Raw genomic sequence first — 18,191 nt, forward strand, 5'->3', positions numbered from 1 at the left:
CTTTTATTCCTTGTGTTTGGTGTCCGGCAGTTGCCAGAAATCGAAAAAGTTAAACCAGTCCAGCGGCGACTGGAGCGCATAGTGCTCGAGGCGTTCGGCGTAGCGCTCGATAGTTTTCTGCAAGGCATCCTGACGTTCGGCGCGCGGCAGCAGCAGCGGATTGGCGAACGGTTCGCAGTGAATACGCAGCGTTCCCTGCTGGCGCAGGGCGAAAATCAGATCCACCTGACAACCTAAAATCGAGGCGAGAATGAACGGCCCCTGTGGAAACGGAGCGGGTTGGCCCATAAAGCGGCTCCAGCAGACGCGCCATTCGCCGCCGCGCTGGGGATTAACCGCAATGCGATCGCCGACAATGGCAATCCACTCACCGCGCTCTAGCTTCTCTTTAAGCTGGATGGCGGTCTCCGGGCCGATGTCGGTGACCGGCATCAGGTTGAGTCCAGCCTGCGGAGCCATTTCCTGCATAATTTGCTTAAAGCGCTGGGCATTGTCGCTGAATACCAGCGCGTTGATGATTTTGCTGCCCTGTAATTGCGCTAGCGCGCGGCAGGCTTCAACATCGCCCAGATGTGATGCAAGCAGCAGCTTGCCGTACGGTGAGTTGACGTTGAGGGCTTCTTCCGCGCCAGGCGAAAATACCACATCGCGGCCCAACCGCAGCTCGCCGCGCCAACTGGCAATTTTATCGAGCATTGCATTTCCGAAGCGCAGAAAGTGCTGGTAGCTGGTGAGCGAAGGGGGGACCGGCATCAGACGCTCGGAGAGCTGTTCGCGTACGCGAGCTATCCAGTTCCGCGAAGCTTTACGAGCAGTGGAAGCCGTGAGCCAGTAAACGGCGACCACTGGATAGAGTAGCAGAGTAAATGCCTTGCGCCCTAGCAGGCGCCATACCAGAAGCATCACACGCATTCCCCACAATCCCCTGACCTCCTGCTGATGCGCCCAGTGTGGCGATGTGTGGCGGAACAACAGCGATGGGATGCGCGGCAGCATGCCGAAGAACAGTCGCGTGTGCATCCGTGAGATACGCAGGTTATCTTTGAAGGCGTCGAAATGAGATAGCCCGTCCAGCGGATAGGTAACGCGGGTTGGGATAAAATAACTGGTACTACCCTGCCAGTAGAGACGCACCATAACTTCAGTATCGAAGTCCATCCGCTTACCTAGCGCCACGCGCTGCGCTAGCCGCAGCGTTGGCGCAACCGGATAGACCCGAAAGCCACACATGCTGTCTTTCAATTTAAGCGAAAGCGTTTCGATCCACACCCAGACGTGGGTCACCCAGCGCCCATACAGGCGTGAGCGGGGAATGGAGTCATCATAAATTGGCTGTCCGGAAATCAGCGCCGTCGGGTGTTCCTCGGCCAGTGCAAGCAGTTTGGGAATGTCTTCAAGAGCATGCTGGCCGTCGGCATCAACCTGGACGGCATGACTAAAGCCAGCTTCCGCTGCCGTCTGCATGCCGCGAATAACCGCTGCGCCTTTACCTGAGTTAATCGGCAGGCGAATTAAAGTCATATTTGCAGATGCTGCCGCTAATCGTTCGAGTTCCTGTTGCGTACGGAAATCGCTGCCATCATCAACTACGATGCAGTGCAGGCCAAACGGCTGAAGACGCGCCATCACGCGCGACATCATCGCGCCGTGGTTATAGCAGGGGATCAGCACGCACGGGGAAAAATTTAACGGCATAAACGGATCTTCCCGCTGCTGGCTGTGTGTCGCGCTTCGCCGTCGTGGCGCTGATAGCTAAAGGTGAGTATTTGCCGTTCTTCCTGCCAGAGCACGGTGAGCGTAACGGCTGTCTCCGGCAATAGCGGCGCCTGGAACTTCACGTTCTGAATACTATGAAAACGCCAGCCGGGCGCGAGTAGGGTGGTAGCGTAATGCATCACCCAATCTATCTGCGCAACGCCCGGGAGCAGCGGCTGGACGGCAAAATGCCCGCGAAACCAGAACAGCGTGGGGTCGAGATATAAATCGATTTGAATCTGATGAGGTTGTGCTTGATGGCGCTCAATTTCATGGGGTTTCATGAAATAACTCCTGTAATTGCGCATAGACACGCTTGTTCATACTGTTTACCGGAATTTCATCAATCACCCGCCAGTAGCGGGGAACGGCGACCGGCTCCAGCCATGAGCTCAACGCTTTCCGCCATGTTAATTCCTGGGTTTTACCCCAGTGCTTTCGCGCGTTGTTATCCAGGACCAGCAAGGCGCCCACGCTTTGACGGCTGCCGCGTGTTACCGTTAATACCGCTGCATCAAGGATGCCGTCCAACATCAGCAGGCGCTGCTCCACTTCGCTGAGCGAAATGCGCTTCTCTTCAATTTTGACCACCCGCCCCCGGCGTCCAATCAGGCCGAACTGCCCATTTTTTGAAAATTGCAGAATATCATCGAGTAAAAAGCCATCAACATCTGCGATTAGCGGTGAAATAACTCGAAATGAACCATTTTCCTGATGGATGCTGATGCCAGGAAAAGGCAACCATTTCGCATCATCTTGTTGGTAATCGCGGCAGGCGATAACGCCGGTTTCAGTACTGCCGTAGATTTCATCCACCCAAACGTTCAGCCAGCTAGCTGCTCGCGCGGCATCTGACCAGGAGAGCACACCACCCGCGGACAGGATCATCTCTACCGGTGGGGGAGCGAGCTGGCCGTCGAGGCGTTTGAGGAATGCAGGGCTGCTGATAAACGCGTACCGATATTTATGGCTCAGAGCCGCCAACTGCTCTGCGTACCAGAGCATCCCTGCGTGGAGAGGCAGACCTAAGGCCATCGGCAGGAAGATACGGAATGTCAGGCCGTACAGGTGTTGAGGTGTGACTGAAGCGACTATGCGGCAATTTGCAAGACGATCGGCAAAGCGCGTTGCCAGCAGCTGTGCTTCGTTGTTGAGAAGGCGTATTGGTTTGTTCACACGTTTTGGCTGACCAGTCGATCCGGAGGTAAACAGCTCAATATATGCATCGTTGTCGATTGCTGGAAAGGCGAAGGATTCAGTGGCGAGCGTCATGGCGGAACTGACCACCCGCAGCGAGCCCTGCCAGTCCAGCACTTTATCGCTCAATAGACCGTCAAACAGGGTGTGCTGCTCACTCAATAATGTTACGCGGCAGTGTCCAGGGAGCACCGGTATTTTACCTGCATGCAGCGTTGCCAGCAGCGCGACGATGAACAAATAGCTGTTTTCAAAACATAGCGCCCAGCGATCGCCTTCCTGCTGTTGCAGGTATTCAAGCAGATGACCGACATCCTTGCGCAGATGCCCAAGTGTCCAGGTATGTCCTTCCTGCCATGCAATCGACGTGTCGACCGGGCGAGGGGCGTTGAGCCACTGGGCCAGAGTGAGGATCGGCTTCATTGATTATCTCTTTTCATTACCCGCCGGCGTACTAACCACTCACCGGTCATCAGCATGCCCATCAACAGATAAGAGAGCATCCCGTTCCACGCCGTCCAAATGGACATGTCGCCGTGCAGCGCGGTTAAGAGCGCAATGCTGCCGTTGAAGATGAAAAATGCGCACCAAATTTGTGTCACTCGGCGTGTATAACGAACGGCAGTTTCTGGAAGGTCTGGTTCTCGCAGTCGTGCCAGGCGTTCGATAATCGGCATAGCTGACCACAGCGAACCGCCAAAAACCGCTAGCATGACGCTGTTCACTACCACCGGGTAAAACAGTAGCAGTTGGTGAGTTTTGAGCAGATAGCTGGCAGAGCACAGCGTGATGCCTGCGGCAGCAACGATCTGTGTGACGATGCGTAGTGGCCCCGCCTGTCGTCGGATCTGACGACAGCGTAAAAATAGCAAGAGTGCAATTAGCGGCAGCAGCCAGCGCAGGCCGTTATGCGCCAGACCAAACCAGATCAAAAATGGCCAGGTCAGCAGCAATAAACCTGTCAGCAGGGTGATGACCGGCAGCGACCGTGCGCCTGACACGGAGAATTATGCTTCTTTGAGCAGGCGTTCTACCGCATCGACGACATCCTGCACGGTACGAACGGCTTTAAACTCTTCCGGCTTGATTTTCTTACCGGTTTTCTTTTGAAGATGTACGATCATGTCGACTGCGTCGATGCTATCCAGCTCCAGATCCTCGTACAGGCGCGCTTCAGGTTGAATTGCCTGCGCGTCGACTTCGAACAGCTTAATCAGCAGCGCGGAGACTTCTTCGTAAATGGCGTTTTGTGCGGTCATAACGGCGTCTCCTCAGGTACGTTGCGCGTGAATGAAAGATGCCAGCGTGGCAACGGAGAAAAAGTGCTGACGCATCTCTTCACTCTCGGCGGACAGCGCCACACCGTACTGGTTTTTCACTGCCAGACCCAGTTCCAGAGCATCGATTGAGTCCAGGCCCAAACCATCGCCAAACAGCGCCGCTTCGGTTTCGATATCGTCAACGGACAGTTCGTCCAGGTTCAGTGTATTTATGATCAGATTTTTAATTTCAAGATAGAGCGCTTGCATCATTAATTCCTGTGCCAGGCGTAGTACCTGATTGTAATTGAAGCAAAATATGCCGGTTTAACTGCCTTGCCGCCAGCGCCGGTTCTTGTATGTTTGCATCGTAAAATTGGTTGATTTGTAGCCGCTCACCAACCGCAATGGTAAAGCGTGGTTTCGTTGGCGGAGCATCATACCACTTGCTCTGTTTGCCCAGCATATGCTCGGTACAGCGGATAACGACTACGCGCAAATCGCTACCGCAGCGAACCGCGATATTGGCCGCACCGCGCTGTAGCGTCATTTTTTCGCCAGGTAACGTGCGCGTTCCCTCGGGAAAAATCAAAATGGTGTCACCCTGTTGTAAACGCTGGCTGCTGGCCGGAAGCAGGGCATCAGCCTGATCGTTAATCAGATAATCCGCCGCGCGAATAACGCCGCTGAGAAACGGATTTTTCAGCAGCGCGCTCTTCACCAGGCAGTCTGTTTCGGGCATTACTGAAGCGAGCATGACATAATCGATCAGGCTAGGGTGGTTGGCGACGATCAAGCAACCGCGCTCCTGGCGCAAAACGTCGCCGCCTTCAATGCGAAAATCGAGTACACCAACGGCTTTTACCACGGTGAGAAAGAATCGGAAACTGGCTGAAATGCTGCGCCGTGCGAGTCGACGGCGACGGGCTTTGTCGCGAATCGTTGCCAGCAGCAGATTAAACCAGACAAGCGAGAGCAGCAGCCCGCCAAGCCCGAAAAGCGCGAAACAAAAGCCGGTCATTGCCGCTCGCCAAAGACGGTTTAGCTTGGGTAGCATACTATTCATGAGCGGCACCACTGCCACTGCACGCGCTCACCGGGGATGGTGAATGTGCTGGTATTCTGCAAATAGTGTTGTAAAAACAGCAAACTTTGCGGTAGCTCGCTCTCCTCGCCAACCTCGCAGCGTTGGGTTTTACACTGCCATTCGCTACCAGCCTCAATAATCCACGCCGTTGCATAGGGCCAGGTGGGCATCAAAGGTGGTAGCTGCGGGTGATAAAAAACAGGCAGGAAACCGTCGAAATCGACTATTAAAATACGCTGGTACCCCGCATTCAGCAGACCCATGACTTCATACAATCCCTGCTGGAAAGTATCGCGGCCGGCGGAGAGCGACGATGAAACGATCGGCTTTTTCGCGGCGATAGTCAGATTACCTACGGCGGAGTTATGCACGGATAAGGCGAAATCGGTTGGAGAGAGCGCCTGCTCTGTCGCCAGCGCGTGCAGGATCCGGTAGTTACGCTCCAGCTCTCCGTGGCGGCTGGTGTACACAACAGCATCTATCTCATGGCGACGGAGTATTGCCAGCCCGCACTCGACTGCCAGCTTACTACCGGAGCTGAGCCGGCGGGCCGTCATCATTGGCAGCTCGCTGAGCTTAGCCAACGGTGCCGTGGGGTCGATGGCGTGCAAATGCCGTGACCACTTTTGCCACTGTTCGGTGCCACTGACCCCAGGAGCCATGGCTTGCCAGTCAATTATGTTAAATGAAAATGTCATCCGCTCGCGTCCGCGATCAATCAATGATTTTGCTGGCGTTAAATTGAACGCCAAAACAGCGAGTAACGCTGCTTTGTTATTTTATTTTCTGGCATATCAATAAGGTATGCCCAACGCCTAAATTATCCTGACGTTGTTCTACCTGGAATCCTGCCATTTCCAGATAGCGATAAAACTTGTCGACGCTGTAGAACCGGCTGTAACCGTTGGCCATGCAGGTAAAATAGAGCGAAGACGCATTCAGACTGAAAGATGCAGCTTCAAATTTCTGCGCGTCCCAGAACAGTTCCAGAATGCACAGGCGAGCGCCGGGTTTCATCACGCGCGCCACGTTACTGAGCATGGTGATAATTTGTTCTGGTGAAAAGCAGTCAAGAAATTGACTCATCCACCAGACATCCGCTTCCCCGGGAAGGTGCGCGTCGCTCAGCATATCCACAGCATGGAAATCGATGCGGTGGGTAAGGCCTGCATTTTCTATATTTTCACGAGCCAGTGCAATTTGTTGAGGCAAATCTAATAACGTTACCGCGATATTTTCATCATACTGACAGCAGCGTAAAGCCCACTTTCCGGTATTTCCGCCTACATCGTACAGGGTTGCGGGCTGGCTGGCGAATACATACGGCAGTGCAGCATTGAATGCCCCGTCAGAATAGTAATGATCAAAAGCGAACCAGCTTTTACGCGCCGCCTGCGGTAACTGTGCCAGGGCTGGATAAATCGTGGGCCAGTCGCCAAATACTTTTAACCCGGTTGGCTTTCCTTCCTGGAGCGCATTTTCCAGAAAAAACAATCCCTGATAACAAACATCCTGTGTGAAATCCATATTTACCCGGGTCATTGTATCATGAAGTAAGAAATGTCCTACTTTAGCGAGATAATAGCACTCTCCTTTATGAGTAAGGATACGTCCACTTAATCCCATATCCAGCAATACGCTGACGGCGTATTCATTTACCTCGCAATGCTCACAAATAGCCTCCAGCGTCGCACCGAGTTTACCTTGATGGTCGAGGTAATCTAGTACGCCTGAGTTGCGTAGGCATAATGCAGTTTGAAAAAGCATGGGGGCAAAAGCAATCCGCTGCGCTTCGGTAATAGCATCCAGTGCGCTGAGAGTGTCCTTTTTGTACACGATTGACACAGCCTTTACAGTTTAGTGGGGGAACGGGCCGTTATTGGCCCAAAGAGAGTTCATTTACCGAGCTGAGTCCGCAGCAAGGGTAATTTGAATATCTTTATCAAGGTTGTGCACCCAGCGGTTATAGTTTCTATGAATTTTTCCACCGGAGGCCATCAGGTTAATGCTGCTGGCATAGTTGATGGAATAGCTGGTTGCGGAATAGTTAATTTTAATTTCAGCAATATGGTCGCGTATTTGTTGGCGGGCATTGATCACCCCCGGCCCAGCGTCTGACATAATCCATTCTCTCTGGGCACCTGCCTTGATGATTGCATTTTTAACCTCGGCTTCGGTATGGCCTGCGCTTACTGTTGTATGGATTTGTTCAATGGGCGCTGTACGGGCACAGCCTGCCAGAGCACCGATAATCGTTGCGGCGGCAACCCAGTGAATTATTTTTTTCATGAATACTCCCTATCATTTTATTGGTTAAAAAAATAATATATCGTGTTGGAAATATTGATACGTAGATGTTATGCGGCTATCGTTTTTATTCTACATTAATTCGTGTGTTTGTCTGCTTTTAAGTCGTTCAGATAGATGGAGACTCTGATGTTAATGGTTTTTTATTGTCAAGACGAATAATGGAGGCCGCTTGTTAGAGGCCGGTGCAAAAGTATAATTAAATTAATATGCTCTATCAATGAATATAATCAAAGGAGGGATGTTTCTGCTCTGTAGCGAAAAAGTTGAAAATAAATAGCAGGTGAATAGTGTTCTGTTGTGATTTATCTATGAAGCTTATCTGAATAACGTATTTCCCGCATACCCGCTTTTTTAAATACGGGTATACGGATGCATTGATACGACAAGATCAGCTAGCCCGGTAGCCTGCTTTTGGGGCGCCCGGGCCCGAGCAGGATGGCTAACTTACTGCCGCCCCTGGTGGTCTCCATCCATATTTTACACACGCTGGTTAACGGTACCGACAGCAGCATTCCCACCGGGCCAAGCAGCCATCCCCAGACCAGCAACGAGAGGAAAACCACCAGCGTAGACATGCCCAGCCGGTGGCCCATCATGCGGGGTTCGAGAATATTGCCGATAATCATGTGCACGACTAAAAAGAGTGCGCCGACCAGCAGGCATTCATAATATCCGTTAAAAAGTAACGCCTGGATCATCGGCGGGACGGCGGAAATCACCGAGCCAATGTTAGGCACATAGTTCAGCAGAAAAGCCAGCACGCCCCACATCAGCGCAAACTGCACCCCCATTAGCATCAGCCCTAACCAGATAATCACCCCGGTCCACAGGCTGAGCAGCGTTTTCAGCGCCAGATAATGCGAAACGCCTTTTAACGCCCGATGAAGACCGGCGATGTGGATTTGCGGGTTGTTGAGGGCAAAACGGAGTTTATAGGGCACATGCCGGACTTCAAAAAGCATAAATACCACCGTCATAACCAGCAGAACGACGCTGGCCATGGCGCCGGACAGCCCGGTCATCAGGGTGGTCGTGAACGTCATCAGCTTGTCGGAGTCTATGCGTTGCAGCATACGCTCCGGGGACATATGAATATGCAAAAAGGGCAGCGCCTCCTGCAGCCGCAGGACTTTTGCCGTCAGCTCTTTATTATATTTTGGCATCATGGCGACAAATTCGTTAACCGACGCGGCCAGTACGCCAATTAACGCGGTGAGCACGATCAGCATCACCACCACCACGATAGTAATGGCGACCGGGCGACGCACGCCGCGGCGAATAAACCAGGTGACCAGCGGGTTGAGGACAATGGCGAAGAACAGCGCCAGTAATAGCTGCACGATGATATCTGCCGCGGCGTGAATACCGGCGAGGATAACCACCAGTGACGCCAGTTTGAGCAGAATATGCATGCCCGTTTTATCGGGCTGAGGGGTTGTCATTCACTCTTCCTTTCTATGATTTTCATTAAGTGTAGCGGCTGGCTTGCTGCCAGGAATCCTAATCTGGCTGCTGATTTATAACGTGTGGCGTGGTAGAAATGAAACACAGTTGTAAAAATCTGGTGGAACCCGATGCCCGAAACCGTCGCCGAACCGGCGCTTAATGGATTGCGCCTCAATCTGCGGATTGTCTCTGTCGTGATTTTTAACTTTGCCAGCTACCTGACCATTGGCCTGCCGCTGGCGGTATTGCCCGGCTACGTTCATGATGTGATGGGGTTTAGCGCCTTTTGGGCCGGGCTGGTGATTAGCCTCCAGTACTTCGCTACGCTGCTCAGCCGCCCTCACGCCGGGCGCTATGCCGATCTGCTGGGGCCAAAAAAGATCGTCATTTTCGGCCTGTGCGGCTGCTTTCTTAGCGGACTCGGCTATCTGCTGGCGGCGCTCTTCGGCGGCTTGCCCGTGGTTAGCCTGGCGCTGCTGTGCCTTGGCCGGATTATCCTCGGCATCGGGCAGAGCTTCGCGGGAACCGGCTCAACGCTGTGGGGCGTCGGGGTAGTCGGTTCGCTGCATATCGGGCGGGTCATTTCCTGGAACGGCATTGTCACCTACGGAGCGATGGCGATGGGCGCGCCGCTCGGCGTGCTCTGTTACTCGCTGATTGGCCTGCACGGGCTGGCGTTGACCATTATGGCGGTCGCGCTGGTGGCCGTGCTGTGCGCGTTGCCGCGGGCGGCGGTCAAAGCGGGCAAGGGTAAAGCGATGTCGTTTCGCGCGGTGCTGGGGCGCGTCTGGCTCTACGGCATGGCGCTGGCCCTGGCTTCGGCGGGTTTTGGCGTTATCGCCACCTTTATCACTCTGTTTTATGATGCTAAAGGCTGGGACGGCGCGGCCTTCGCCCTGACGCTGTTTAGCTGCGCCTTTGTCGGCACCCGGCTGCTGTTCCCCAACGGAATTAACCGCCTCGGCGGGCTGAACGTGGCGATGCTCTGTTTTGTCGTCGAGATTATTGGGCTGCTGTTAGTGGGCCTGGCGGAGACGCCGCTGATGGCGAAAATCGGCACTTTCTTTGCCGGAGCCGGTTTTTCGCTGGTGTTCCCGGCGCTTGGCGTGGTGGCGGTGAAGGCCGTACCGCAGCAGAACCAGGGGTCGGCGCTGGCAACCTATACGGTATTTATGGATCTCTCGCTGGGGATCACCGGTCCGCTCGCCGGGCTGCTGATGGCGTGGGCGGGCATTTCATCGATCTATCTGGCGACGGCGGGGCTGGTTGCGGTGGCGCTGCTGCTGGGATGGCGGTTAAAAAAACGGCCCCCGGTCGATGAACCGGAGGCCGCGGCGTCAGGTCAGTAGTTACTGGATGACGAGGGTGTTGATAATGTTTTCCGCTTCGGTCTGCGCCTGCTGCTGGTTATCCGCTGGCAATGTGATTTGCAGCGTCAGCAGTTTGTCATCAACCTTGCCGAGAAGGACGGAAGACCAGGCGGTCTGACCCTTGGCGGAGATGATGCTGTCCAGCTGTTGCAGCGTGTGGCCTTTGATCTCAATGGATTTATTGCTCACGACCTGCAGCTGCGGGTCGCGGCTGCGCTGCTGCTCTTCCAGACGCTGGCTCATCACCGCCAGCTCCTCGTTGGTATTGTCACCCACAATCACGATCACCGCTTTCTGGCCGGTGGCATCAGAATAGACGTGCATATTGTTGGCCTGGGTGCCCAGCTTGCCGCTCTGGTCGGTCATACCGGCTGGCAGGGAGAAGCTCAGTTTGCCATCCAGCAGACTAATAGGTTGCCCGCTGGCGTTGCTTTCCGCAGCAGCCCCGGCAGTCGGCGTTTTTGTATCGCTGTTATCACAGGCCGCAAGACCTACAACCAGCAGGCCAATACCGACATATTTAACCAAATTGCGCATTGACATCTTCCTTTCGATAAACGGCCATTAACGGCTCATTCGCTTATCTTATCACATCGTTTCGTGAGTACTCTTAACCTGGCTGCAATGCGGATAAATCAGATTTATCTGCCAGTTTTTTCAGCAGCATATTCAACAACATGCCGTACATCGGCAGGAAGAATACGATGCTAATCAGCACCTTGAAGCAGTAGTCGACGATGGCGATTTCGCCCCAGTGCGCCGCCATAAACGGGTCCGGGCTGCGCCAGAAGGCGATAAAGAAGAAGGCCAGCGTATCGCTGACGTTACCAAAAAGGGTGGATGCCGTGGGCGCCAGCCACCAGCGGCGGTTTTGACGCAGGCGGTTAAAGACGTGGACGTCGAGGATTTGCCCCAGCGCGTAGGCCATAAAGCTGGCGGCGGCGATACGGGCGACAAACAGGTTAAAGCTGGTTAATGCGGCAAACCCCTGCCACTCGCCCATATAGAACAGCGCGGAAACCCCGTAGGAGATAACCAGCGCCGGGATCATGACCGCGAGGATAATGCGTCGCGCCAGCGGAGCGCCGAAAATCCGCACCGTCAGGTCGGTGGCGAGGAAAATAAACGGAAAGCTGAACGCGCCCCAGGTGGTATGAAAACCAAAGATGGAGATCGGCAGCTGCACCAGATAGTTACTGGAAGTGATGACCAGCAGATGGAAAAGCGATAGCCAGATCAGCGCTTTTTTACGCTGTACGGTAGTAAACGGACTCATATTGTGACCTTTTTAGTGGTTGGGGTGAGGGAACCCAATAAAAACGGCTGCATGATACTGCGTTGCGAGCGTATTGCAATGGTTGTTTTTCGCGCAAACGTTAACCTGGCTTGCGTACTGGCGAACTGGGGGTAAACTAGGGCCGTTTTGTTAATGTGAGATGAAAATGAGCGAACTTTTCTCCAGCCCTGACCATACGCTTGATGCGCAGGGGCTTCGTTGCCCGGAACCGGTGATGATGGTGCGCAAGACAGTGCGTACGATGCCGGTGGGCGAGACGCTGCTAATCGTGGCCGACGATCCGGCGACGACCCGCGATATTCCCGGTTTCTGCCGTTTTATGGAGCATGAGCTGCTGGCGCAGGAAACCGAGGCGCTGCCGTACCGCTATCTGATCCGTAAAAGCCACTGAGCAAGGCTACAAAAAACCAGACCGCACGAACCTGTAGCCCGGGCAAGGCGCGTCAAGCGCCGCCCCCGGGTATTGTCCCTACTTCTTACGTAGCAGCCGCAGCGCGTTAGCGGTGACCAGCACCGTCGCCCCGGTATCCGCCAGCACCGCCAGCCACAGGCCGGTGAGGCCGAGCAGGGTGGTGACGAGGAAAATCCCCTTCAGACCCAGCGCGATAGCGATATTCTGCCGGATATTGGCGTGAGTGGCGCGCGCCAGCGAAATCATCTGCGCCAGTCCGGTGAGGCGGTTGTGGGTCAATGCCGCATCGGCGGTCTCCAGAGCGACGTCGGTGCCGCTGCCCATCGCGATGCCAATGGTCGCCGCTTTCATCGCCGGCGCGTCGTTGATCCCGTCGCCGACCATGGCCAGCGGCGACTGGGTATTAAGCGCCATCACCGCCTGCACTTTATCCGCAGGCAGCAGCCCGGCGCGGAACGCCAGCCCCAGTTCGCTGGCGATAGCCGCCGCCGCGCGCGGATTGTCGCCGGTCAGTATGATTCCCTGAACGCCTAACTGATGGAGTTCATCCACCGCCTGGCGAGCATCATCGCGTAGCGTATCGCGCAGCGCCACAATCCCCAGCAGCGCCTCATCGCGCATCACCAGCACCACGGTTTGCCCCGCGCTTTCCAGCTGCTGAATAGGTTCATCGTACTGTGGATCGCGATTTTTACCCGCGGCGCAAATCAGCACCTGACGTCCTTCAACCTGCGCCTCAATGCCGGATCCGGCCAGCGCGCGCTGGCCGCTTGCCGGTGGAATGACCAGCTGGCGCTGCTCCGCCTCACGTACGATGGCCTGGGCTAACGGGTGGCTGGAGCCTTGCTCCACGGCGGCCGCCAGCGCCAGCAGATCGTTTTCGCCGATGTCTGCGGTCGTCATCACCGCGGTGACGCGCGGCTGGCCGATGGTCAGGGTGCCGGTTTTATCAAACGCCACCTGGCGCACGCGGCCCAGCTGCTCCAGCGCCGCGCCGCCTTTAATCAGCGCGCCGCGACGCGCCGCCACCGCCAGCCCGGAGGTAATCGCCGCCGGGGTTGAGATCACCAGCGCGCACGGACAGCCAATCAGCAGCAGCGTTAAACCTTTATAGATCCACGGCAGCCATGCGCCCGCAAACAGCAGCGGCGGAACAATGGCCACCAGCAGCGCGACGACCATAATCGCCGGGGTATAGATGCGGCTAAAGCGATCGATAAAGCGCTCAATCGGCGCGCGGCGCTCTTCCGCTTCTTCAATCAGCTTAAGGATGCGATCGATAGCGCTGTCGCCCGGCTCGGAGATCACCGTCAGCTGTACCAGACGATCGACGCTGGTCGCGCCGGCCGCCACGCGTTCCCCGGCGTTACGCTCCACCGGAACGGATTCACCGGTTAGCGCGCTCTCATCGAAGCTGGCGAAGGGCGAGAGCAGCTGGCCATCGGCGGGCAGGCGGCCTCCGGCGGCGACTTCAATCACGTCGCCGGGACGCAGGTCGCGCTGGGCTACGGTTTCACGCACGCCGTCGCGCACGCGGATTGCCGTGTCGGGTTTCAGCGCCATCAAGGCGCTGACGCCTTGTCGCGCGCGGCTGGCGGCCCAGCCCTCAAGACGTTCGCCGATTAAGAACAGCAGCAGGACCATCGCCGCTTCGGCGGTGGCACCGATAAACAGCGCGCCGATGGCTGCGACGCTCATCAGGGTTTCAATGGCGAACCAGCTTCCGCTTTTGATCAGGCGTATTGCTTGCCGGGCGACCGGCCACAGGCCGACCAGCGTAGTTGCGATGAAGGCGATTTCGCCCAGAGGCGGGCTGAACTGCTCCAGCCCCCAGCTGAGCGCCATCATGGCGACGAGGGTGAGGAGCGGCAGATTCTCGCGCAGCCACGAGGTGGGCTCCTCTGCCCGTGGCGCATTTTCATCACGCAGCTGATAGCCCGCGGCGCGCACGGCGCTTTCGATCTGCGGGCGGACATTGCCCTCGGCGTTGACCAGCAGCTTTTCGGTGGCGAACAGTACCTGCACCTGGCTGACCCCCGGCACCTGGCGAACGGCGGTTTCGACCTTGCGGGCGCAGGCCGCGCAGTCCATGCCTTCTACCAGCCAGCTAAAGCGCGCGTGACTCAGCGCATCGTTTTCAGCGGCGGTTTCGCTGCTGCAGGCGTGGTCCGCGCAGCAGCTTTCCGCAGGCTGCGCGGCAGGGGTAAATTTTAACGATGAGAAGTGTGGGACTTTTTTATCCTGCGATTCTGGAGCCGACATAGGACCCTCCGGGTAATGATAATTTTCTCATTACCCGCAGGATACACTCTGGAGTCGACTCCAGAGTCAAGCGCTTAATTACAAATAGAGCGCGCGGACGATCAGGAAGTGCCCGGCGAAGTAAAATGCCGAGGAGATCGCGTTGTCAGCGCGGAAGCGGCGGCGATAATGGCTGATGAGCCAGACCGCGTTGCCGAGCAGCAGGGATGCCGCGCCAGCGAAGCCGGACAGGGCGGTATCCGTCGGGCGGGCGAACCACAGCTCCCCGGCCAGCCAGACCATCACCAGCGTCATCGCGATAAAGGTAAACACCGGCATCCGCATTTCTTCCAGACGCGTCCAGATAATCGCCAGCAGCAGCGCGCCGAGGATCAGCAGCACCAGCGGCAGCGGCCAGAAGAAAGATAGCGTCAGCTGGCTGGCAAACCAGATGGTGTAGAGCAGATGCGAGAGAAAGAACGCCCCCACGGCGTACATTACCCGCTGCCGCGGCAGCAGGGTCAGCGCATCGCCGACCAGCGAGGCGCAAAGCCCGGCCAGCACCAGATAGCTGATGGCGTTAAACATCGGCGCTTGCCAGGCCAGTAACAGAAGCAGGATTAGCGTGACGGGTTTAAACACCCAGCGACGCCAGGCAGGCCCACGATAGGACGCATCGACGTAAAGCCATGCGGAGAAACAGACAGCAATAAATGACCAAAGCATAGTAAGTCCCTGTATCTGTTATCATTACGTAAGTGATTGTACTTACAGTACTGAATCTCAGTGTAGTGGTTTGCAGAGGAAGATGACAATGATAATCAAGCCACAGTATGCTTATTCCTGATAATTCCTGGGGGCAAGGTGAATGAGTAAAGTTCCGCTGTTTTTTATGGTTGCCGTTGCCATCATTGCGATTGCCGCGTCGTATCGCTATGTGCAGCAGCGTCGGGAAAAAATGGATAACGATGCCGCGCCGCTGTTGCAAAAACGGGTGGTGGTGAGCAATAAGCGGGAGAAGGTGATTAACGATCGCCGTTCGCGCCAGCAGACGGTGGCGCCTGCCGGTAGCGAAATGCGTTATGAAGCAAGCTTCAGGCCGGAAAGCGGCGGGCTGGAAGTGGTTTTTCGTCTGCAGGCGCCGCAGTATCATGCGCTAAGCGTCGGCGATAAGGGCGTCCTGAGCTATAAAGGTTCGCGGTTTATGGGCTTTACGCCAGACCCCTGAACCTTTTCCTGGCATTACTTCTTCTTCAGGGTCGCCTTGAGCTTTTTCTGCCAGGCGACCAGTTCGAACACGCCGAAGATGAAAATACGAATCTGCTCGAAGCGCCCCAGCGGCGGCATCTCTTTCGTCTGCGTCGCCTTGAGCAGCGTCAGCTGCAGGCCGTGCATCAGAATCATAAAGATCAGCGCCACGTTAACGAAGATGTTCAGCGGTTTTGGGAACGGTTGAAACAGGTTCAGCAATAAAAACGCCCACACGCACAGCATCAGCAAGCGGCCAAAATTAATCAGCATGGTTTTCTCCTTGGGCCTCACGTTGATAGAGACGGTAGGCGACCTGTCCGGCCACTTTTTCACGATAGACGTGCCAGTTCATCGGCACCGGCGGTAAACCGTTTTCGACTTCACTCTCAATGTAGACAAGCGCTTCATCGCTAAGCCAGCCGTTGTTTTCCAGCAGCTTTAGCGTCTCTTCAAGCAGTCCTTTACGAAACGGGGGATCGACAAACACGATGTGATGCGGCGTGCCCGCCTGAGCAAGAAACGCTAAAGTATTGGTATTGACCACTTTAGCGTTGCTGGCTTTGAGGGTCGCCAGATTTTTTTGCAGCTGCTGCGCGACGCCGCGTTCCATTTCCAGCAGCGTGGCGCTGGCCGCATAGCGGGAGAGGGCTTCAAGGCCCAGCGCGCCGCTGCCGGCGAAGCAGTCGAGGCAGTTCGCGTCAACGATCGACGGCGCCAGCCAGTTAAATAGCGTTTCGCGCACCCGGTCGGTGGTCGGGCGCAGACCCGGGCTCTCCGGCACCGGGAGTTTACGGCCCCGCCATTGCCCGCCGATAATACGGATCTGGCCGCTGCCCGCGTGGTTTGGTTTCTTCATCTCTTTGCTCAAGTCTCAACTTCCGGGCTGCTATTCTAACGATCGGCGGCGGTTGACGAAACCTTAATCCGGGGGCGGTGATGCGAGTTAAGTTAAGTGGTAGACTATCCGACTAATTTCATCATTTTTCAGCTTCCGCTACCTACTGGCCGAAGCTGTGCCATGAATTAACAGCGAGGAGTGTAGTCGCAAATGGCGAAAGACAAAAAACGTGGCTTCTTTTCCTGGCTGGGCTTTGGTCAAAAAGAACAGGCGCAGGAAAGCGAAACAGAACAAAAAGTAGAAGCCCAGCAAGAGGTTGAAGAACCGGCTCAGGAAAGCGAAGCGCCTGCGGTTGCGCCGGAAACGGTCGACGCCACTGCGACAGAGAAACAGGATGCCGAAGCCTTTGCCGCCGAGGTGGTTGAGGTGACCGAGCAGGTTGTGGAGAGCGAACAGCCGCAGGCGGTTGTCGACTCCCCGGCGGTTGAGGAGATAGCGGAGCAGCCCGCGGTTGAAGAGACGGTCGCTGAGCCGCTGGTGGAAGAGGTCATCGCCGAGCCGGTAGTGGCTGAAGTCGTCGCTGAACAGACGCCGGAAGAGGTCATTACCGAACCGGAAACGGCAGTTATTGAAGAAACCGCCGTTGACCAGCCGGAACCAGACGAAACGGTAGAAGAGGCTGAGGCCGATATCACCGATGAAGAGCTGGAAGCACAGGCTCTGGCGGCGGCCGATGCGGCAGAAAACGCCGTTGAAGTGGTGCCGGACGAAACCGTCGTGACGCCGTTAGAGCAGGAAAAACCGACCAAAGAAGGTTTCTTCGCCCGCCTCAAACGCAGCCTGGTAAAAACTAAACAGAACCTCGGTTCCGGATTTATCAGTCTGTTCCGCGGTAAGAAAATCGACGATGATCTGTTTGAAGAGCTGGAAGAGCAACTGCTGATTGCCGATGTCGGCGTGGAAACCACGCGTAAGATCATCACGCGTCTTACCAACGACGCCAGCCGCAAGCAGCTGCGCGACGCCGAGGCGCTGTACGGCCTGCTGAAAGAAGAGATGGGCGATATTCTGGCGAAAGTGGATGAGCCGCTGAACGTAGAAGGCAAAACGCCGTTTGTGATTCTGATGGTCGGCGTCAACGGCGTCGGTAAAACCACCACCATCGGCAAGCTGGCGCGTCAGTTCGAGCAGCAGGGCAAGTCGGTGATGCTGGCGGCGGGGGATACTTTCCGCGCGGCGGCGGTTGAGCAGCTCCAGGTTTGGGGGCAGCGCAACAATATTCCGGTGATTGCCCAGCACACCGGCGCGGATTCGGCATCGGTCATTTTCGACGCCATCCAGGCGGCGAAGGCGCGCAATATTGACGTCCTGATTGCCGATACCGCGGGTCGTCTGCAGAATAAATCGCACCTGATGGAAGAGCTGAAGAAGATTGTCCGCGTCATGAAAAAACTCGATGTCGATGCGCCGCATGAAGTTATGCTGACCATTGACGCCAGCACCGGGCAGAACGCGATTAGCCAGGCCAAACTGTTCCATGAGGCGGTTGGACTGACCGGTATTACCTTGACTAAGCTGGATGGGACCGCCAAGGGCGGGGTTATCTTCTCGGTTGCCGATCAGTTCGGTATTCCGATTCGCTACATCGGTGTTGGCGAACGTATTGAAGATCTGCGTCCGTTTAATGCGGGCGACTTTATTGAGGCACTTTTTGCCCGAGAGGATTAA

21 protein-coding genes are annotated in these 18,191 nt (G+C 55.8%); 4 read left to right on the plus strand and 17 right to left on the minus strand.

Annotated features, from left to right (window positions below):
- Nucleotides 1-3: 3 nt before the first annotated feature.
- From ABLU87_RS09160 to ABLU87_RS09210, 11 genes are all read right to left on the minus strand, one after another.
- On the minus strand, nucleotides 4-1,695 hold the full coding sequence (locus ABLU87_RS09160; protein ID WP_049084048.1) for a glycosyltransferase family 2 protein: 1,692 nt from the start codon (nucleotides 1,693-1,695) through the stop codon (nucleotides 4-6).
- Nucleotides 1,686-2,039: a beta-hydroxyacyl-ACP dehydratase gene (locus tag ABLU87_RS09165; protein WP_032719973.1), complete on the minus strand. Its 354-nt coding sequence runs from the start codon at nucleotides 2,037-2,039 to the stop codon at nucleotides 1,686-1,688. The genes ABLU87_RS09160 and ABLU87_RS09165 overlap by 10 nt, the downstream gene beginning before the upstream one ends.
- Nucleotides 2,026-3,375, minus strand: a complete 1,350-nt coding sequence (locus ABLU87_RS09170; RefSeq protein ID WP_122117811.1) for an AMP-binding protein — start codon at nucleotides 3,373-3,375, stop codon at nucleotides 2,026-2,028. Before ABLU87_RS09170 ends, ABLU87_RS09165 begins: the two co-directional genes overlap by 14 nt.
- The gene (locus ABLU87_RS09175) at nucleotides 3,372-3,953 is read right to left on the minus strand and encodes a hypothetical protein (RefSeq protein WP_122117812.1); all 582 of its coding nucleotides are present in this window, start codon (nucleotides 3,951-3,953) and stop codon (nucleotides 3,372-3,374) included. The genes ABLU87_RS09170 and ABLU87_RS09175 overlap by 4 nt, the downstream gene beginning before the upstream one ends.
- A 6-nt stretch (nucleotides 3,954-3,959) precedes the next feature.
- The gene (locus tag ABLU87_RS09180) at nucleotides 3,960-4,211 is read right to left on the minus strand and encodes an acyl carrier protein (RefSeq protein ID WP_014227106.1); all 252 of its coding nucleotides are present in this window, start codon (nucleotides 4,209-4,211) and stop codon (nucleotides 3,960-3,962) included.
- Nucleotides 4,212-4,223: 12 nt separating this feature from the next.
- Entirely contained in the window at nucleotides 4,224-4,481 is a 258-nt protein-coding gene (locus tag ABLU87_RS09185; protein ID WP_049084044.1) for a phosphopantetheine-binding protein, read from the minus strand.
- Nucleotides 4,462-5,277, minus strand: coding sequence for a lysophospholipid acyltransferase family protein (locus ABLU87_RS09190; RefSeq protein WP_032719974.1), 816 nt, complete (start codon nucleotides 5,275-5,277; stop codon nucleotides 4,462-4,464). Before ABLU87_RS09190 ends, ABLU87_RS09185 begins: the two co-directional genes overlap by 20 nt.
- Nucleotides 5,274-5,996, minus strand: a complete 723-nt coding sequence (locus ABLU87_RS09195; RefSeq protein ID WP_032694225.1) for a beta-ketoacyl synthase chain length factor — start codon at nucleotides 5,994-5,996, stop codon at nucleotides 5,274-5,276. Before ABLU87_RS09195 ends, ABLU87_RS09190 begins: the two co-directional genes overlap by 4 nt.
- Before the next feature lie 76 nt (nucleotides 5,997-6,072).
- On the minus strand, nucleotides 6,073-7,134 hold the full coding sequence (locus tag ABLU87_RS09200) for a class I SAM-dependent methyltransferase (protein WP_014227102.1): 1,062 nt from the start codon (nucleotides 7,132-7,134) through the stop codon (nucleotides 6,073-6,075).
- A 63-nt stretch (nucleotides 7,135-7,197) separates the two neighbouring features.
- Nucleotides 7,198-7,587 carry a hypothetical protein gene (locus tag ABLU87_RS09205; protein WP_064357709.1) on the minus strand — a complete coding sequence of 130 codons (390 nt, stop codon included), beginning with the start codon at nucleotides 7,585-7,587 and terminating at the stop codon, nucleotides 7,198-7,200.
- A gap of 413 nt (nucleotides 7,588-8,000) precedes the next feature.
- Nucleotides 8,001-9,050, minus strand: coding sequence for an AI-2E family transporter (locus tag ABLU87_RS09210; protein ID WP_009654337.1), 1,050 nt, complete (start codon nucleotides 9,048-9,050; stop codon nucleotides 8,001-8,003).
- 132 nt (nucleotides 9,051-9,182) lie between these two features.
- Between ABLU87_RS09210 and ABLU87_RS09215 the strand changes: the two genes are divergently transcribed.
- Nucleotides 9,183-10,403 carry an MFS transporter gene (locus ABLU87_RS09215; RefSeq protein ID WP_064357712.1) on the plus strand — a complete coding sequence of 407 codons (1,221 nt, stop codon included), beginning with the start codon at nucleotides 9,183-9,185 and terminating at the stop codon, nucleotides 10,401-10,403.
- On the opposite strand, the gene ABLU87_RS09220 is transcribed toward ABLU87_RS09215, so the two are convergent.
- Entirely contained in the window at nucleotides 10,404-10,961 is a 558-nt protein-coding gene (locus tag ABLU87_RS09220; RefSeq protein ID WP_004855087.1) for a DcrB family lipoprotein, read from the minus strand.
- Nucleotides 10,962-11,034: 73 nt separating this feature from the next.
- Entirely contained in the window at nucleotides 11,035-11,700 is a 666-nt protein-coding gene (locus tag ABLU87_RS09225) for a 7-cyano-7-deazaguanine/7-aminomethyl-7-deazaguanine transporter (protein WP_025106844.1), read from the minus strand.
- A gap of 166 nt (nucleotides 11,701-11,866) precedes the next feature.
- On the opposite strand from ABLU87_RS09225, the gene tusA reads away from it, so the two are divergent.
- On the plus strand, nucleotides 11,867-12,112 hold the full coding sequence (gene tusA / locus ABLU87_RS09230; protein ID WP_004106582.1) for a sulfurtransferase TusA: 246 nt from the start codon (nucleotides 11,867-11,869) through the stop codon (nucleotides 12,110-12,112).
- Between the two features lie 78 nt (nucleotides 12,113-12,190).
- Here the strand turns inward: tusA and zntA are convergent, their stop codons facing one another.
- Entirely contained in the window at nucleotides 12,191-14,395 is a 2,205-nt protein-coding gene (zntA, locus tag ABLU87_RS09235; protein ID WP_122117644.1) for a Zn(II)/Cd(II)/Pb(II) translocating P-type ATPase ZntA, read from the minus strand.
- 78 nt (nucleotides 14,396-14,473) lie between these two features.
- A complete protein-coding gene (locus ABLU87_RS09240; RefSeq protein ID WP_004855080.1) occupies nucleotides 14,474-15,100 on the minus strand; it encodes a lysoplasmalogenase in 627 nt (208 codons plus the stop codon).
- A gap of 142 nt (nucleotides 15,101-15,242) precedes the next feature.
- Between ABLU87_RS09240 and ABLU87_RS09245 the strand changes: the two genes are divergently transcribed.
- Nucleotides 15,243-15,602 carry a DUF2500 domain-containing protein gene (locus ABLU87_RS09245; RefSeq protein ID WP_025106846.1) on the plus strand — a complete coding sequence of 120 codons (360 nt, stop codon included), beginning with the start codon at nucleotides 15,243-15,245 and terminating at the stop codon, nucleotides 15,600-15,602.
- Between the two features lie 14 nt (nucleotides 15,603-15,616).
- Here ABLU87_RS09245 and ABLU87_RS09250 read toward each other — a convergent pair whose 3' ends face one another.
- Together ABLU87_RS09250 and rsmD are read right to left on the minus strand one after the other, a co-directional pair.
- The gene (locus ABLU87_RS09250) at nucleotides 15,617-15,895 is read right to left on the minus strand and encodes a DUF1145 family protein (RefSeq protein WP_004106574.1); all 279 of its coding nucleotides are present in this window, start codon (nucleotides 15,893-15,895) and stop codon (nucleotides 15,617-15,619) included.
- Nucleotides 15,885-16,481 (minus strand): 16S rRNA (guanine(966)-N(2))-methyltransferase, encoded by a 597-nt coding sequence (rsmD, locus tag ABLU87_RS09255; protein ID WP_014227097.1) that lies wholly within the window; start codon nucleotides 16,479-16,481, stop codon nucleotides 15,885-15,887. Before rsmD ends, ABLU87_RS09250 begins: the two co-directional genes overlap by 11 nt.
- Nucleotides 16,482-16,673: 192 nt before the next feature.
- Between rsmD and ftsY the strand changes: the two genes are divergently transcribed.
- A complete protein-coding gene (ftsY, locus tag ABLU87_RS09260; protein WP_122117643.1) occupies nucleotides 16,674-18,191 on the plus strand; it encodes a signal recognition particle-docking protein FtsY in 1,518 nt (505 codons plus the stop codon).

Source organism: Klebsiella sp. CB_Kp196 (genome assembly GCF_040061575.1).
GTDB lineage: Bacteria > Pseudomonadota > Gammaproteobacteria > Enterobacterales > Enterobacteriaceae > Klebsiella > Klebsiella michiganensis.